The organism is Deinococcus pimensis DSM 21231, from assembly GCF_000519345.1.
Classification (GTDB): Bacteria; Deinococcota; Deinococci; order Deinococcales; family Deinococcaceae; genus Deinococcus_A; species Deinococcus_A pimensis.
The window spans coordinates 8762-11487 of record NZ_KI912646.1; the positions used below are offsets into that span (position 1 = coordinate 8762).

Here is a 2726-nt window from a genome sequence, read left to right on the forward strand (position 1 = left end):
CTGCTCGCGCCGCCCCCCCTGCCGCCCCTGTCGAGCGCCGCGCTGGAGGTCCTCGCGATCATCGCGTACCGACAGCCCGTCACCCGCGCCGAGATCGAGGCGATGCGCGGCGCGCCCGCCGGCGCGATCGTCACCCTGCAGGAACGCGAGCTCGTGAAGGTCGTGGGCCGCTCCGACGCCGTGGGTCGTCCGCTGCTGTACGGGACCACGCAGAAATTCCTGCTGGAGTTCGGCCTCAATGGGCTCGAGGAACTTCCGTCCCTCGACAACGACACCTTCACGAACCTCCTGCGCGGCTGACCCCCGCGCCCACCCGAGGACCCCTTGACCGCACGAGACCTGCTCGGAAACCTCGACGACTACGACCTGCCGGAACTGCTCCTGACGCTCGTCGCCTCCGGACGTGGCGGCCTCTTCGAGGTGCGCCACCCCGACGGCCTGTTCCACCTCGGCCTGCGCGAGGGCCGTGTGACCGGCGTGACCTTCGGCATCTTCCGGGGGCTGGAGGCGCTCGCGGCGCTCCTGACGGACCCGCGCGGCACCTTCGCCGTTCGTCCCGAGGACCCGCTGCCCACCAACGGTCCGGACCTGCCCGTCCTCACGGCGCTCCTCGCGGCGCTCAGGCTCGGCGTCCCCGTCCCCGAGGCCTTCAGGGGACCCGCCAAGGTCGAACTCGACCCCGACGAGGACGCCCTCGACCGGACGGAGCGCCGCGTCCTCACCTTCGCCCGCGCGGGGCGCGCCATGGGCGAACTCGACTCCGACGAGGAACTCGCCGCCGTCGCACGTTTCGCCCGCGTCGGGGTGCTCTCCGAACGCAGGGCGCGCGTCGCGCGGCTCACGGTGGGCGTGTGGAAGGACGGCCCCTCGGGCGCGATCGTGGACGCGTCCATCGTCGCCACCTGGGCGCAGCAGGTCGGCCGGACGCCGCACTTCGTGCAGCTCCGCACCGACGCGGGCCGCGTCCTCACCCTCAGGCTGCGCTCCACCCCGCGCGTCGGGAACCAGCTGCTGCTCACCCCGGAGGCGCTCGTGCAGCACGGCCTGCGGGTCGGGAGCTCCGTGCTGGCGCGGCCGGGGGAGACCCCGGTCGGAGGAGAGACGCGCTGACCCCGCGGGCATGAGGACCGGTCCGTCATCAGGCCTTAACATGGGCGAATGTTCGAGTCCGCCACCACCCTGTCCGCAGCGGTCCTCCGGGGCGAGCGGCGTCCGACCGACCTCGTCGAAGAAGCCCTGAGCGCCGCCGAGGCCAGAGCGCACCTCGGCGCGCTCATCAGTCTCGTTCCCGACGCGCGCGAGCAGGCGGCGCGCGTCGAGGCGCGGCTCGCGGCGGGGGAGACGCCCCTCCTGGCGGGCGTGCCCGTCGTCGTGAAGGACAACCTGAACCTGCGCGGCTCGCGCACCACCTGCGGGAGCCGCATCCTCTCGTCGTACGTGAGCCCGTACACCGCGACGGTGGTGCGTCGCCTGCAGGACGCGGGCGCCGTGATCGTCGCGAAGGGCAACATGGACGAGTTCGCGATGGGCTCCTCCAACGAGACGAGCGCCTTCGGTCCCGCCCGCAATCCCTGGGACGTTTCGCGCGTGCCGGGCGGCTCGTCCGGCGGGAGCGCCGTCGCGGTCGCGGCGGGCGTGGTGCCGCTCTCGCTGGGTTCGGACACGGGCGGCAGCATCCGTCAGCCCGCCGCGATGACGGGCGTGTACGGCTTCAAGCCGACCTACGGGCGCGTGTCGCGCTACGGGCTGGTGGCGTACGCGTCGAGCCTCGACCAGGTGGGGCCCTTCGCGCGGACGGCCTCGGACCTGGCGCTCTCGCTCGACGCGATCGTCGGGCCCGACGACCTCGACGCGACGAGCCTCGACACGGCCCCGCGTTTTCGCGAGGCGCTCGCGCGGGACGTGCGGGGTCTGCGCTTCGCCTTCGTCCGCGAGGCCCTCGCGGGCAACACGAGCGGGGTGGACGCCGCCATGGCCCGCACCCGTGAGGTGCTCGAAGGGCTCGGCGCGACCGTCACGGAGGTGAGCCTGCCCACGCTGGAGTACGGCGTCGCCGCGTACTACCTCGTGGCGACACCCGAGGCGAGCAGCAACCTCGCCCGCTACGACGGCATGGTCTACGGGAGCCGCGCCGCCGGAGTCCGCGAGGTGAACGCCTCCATGAGCGCCACGCGTGGCGAGGGCTTCGGGACGGAGGTGAAGCGCCGCGTCCTGATGGGCACCTACGCCCTGTCGAGCGGCTACTACGACGCGTACTACTCCAAGGCGATGAAGGTGCGCCGTCTCGTCGCGGACGACCTCGCGCGGGCCTTCGCGGACGCGGACGTCCTCGTGACGCCCACCTCGCCGTTCCCGGCGTTCCGGATCGGGGAGCGGATGGACGATCCCGTCGCGATGTACGCGGCGGACGTGGATACCGTCATCGCGAACCTCGCGGGCATCCCGGCCGTGTCGGTCCCGGCAGGCTTCGAGACGCTGGACGGGCGCGAGCTTCCCGTGGGGGTGCAGTTCCTGGCGCCCGCGCTGGCCGACGAACTGCTCGTGTCCGTCGCGGCGGCCTTCGAGGCGGCGACGAGCGGGGCGTTCCTGCGCGAACCGCCGCTCTGAGGCCGTGGCGAGGCGAGGGGGGAGCGCGCAGCGCTCCCCCCTTTCGCCTGCGCGTGTCTTGACAGGTTCTTGAGGGTGGTCTATTCTTTTTGAGCCTCAGTTGAGGCGGTGCCCCTGGT

The 2726-nt window shown here is 72.8% G+C and carries 3 protein-coding genes; all 3 read left to right on the plus strand.

All coding sequences use genetic code 11. The features are described from left to right. The coding region (gene scpB / locus DEIPI_RS39770) for an SMC-Scp complex subunit ScpB (protein WP_045234264.1) at nt 1-300 on the plus strand (300 nt) is incomplete at its 5' end. A gap of 24 nt (nt 301-324) precedes the next feature. Continuing rightward, nucleotides 325-1110 carry a DUF4388 domain-containing protein gene (locus DEIPI_RS0112735; RefSeq protein WP_027482007.1) on the plus strand — a complete coding sequence of 262 codons (786 nt, stop codon included), beginning with the start codon at nt 325-327 and terminating at the stop codon, nt 1108-1110. A 48-nt stretch (nt 1111-1158) separates the two neighbouring features. After that, a complete protein-coding gene (gatA, locus tag DEIPI_RS0112740) occupies nt 1159-2607 on the plus strand; it encodes an Asp-tRNA(Asn)/Glu-tRNA(Gln) amidotransferase subunit GatA (RefSeq protein ID WP_027482008.1) in 1449 nt (482 codons plus the stop codon). The last annotated feature ends 119 nt before the right edge of the window (nt 2608-2726 follow it).

What these genes read in the sequence shown, in the direction of transcription:
- gatA (WP_027482008.1), top strand. Translation starts at nt 1,159, where the DNA reads ATGTTCGAGTCCGCCACCACCCTGTCCGCAGCGGTCCTCCGGGGCGAG.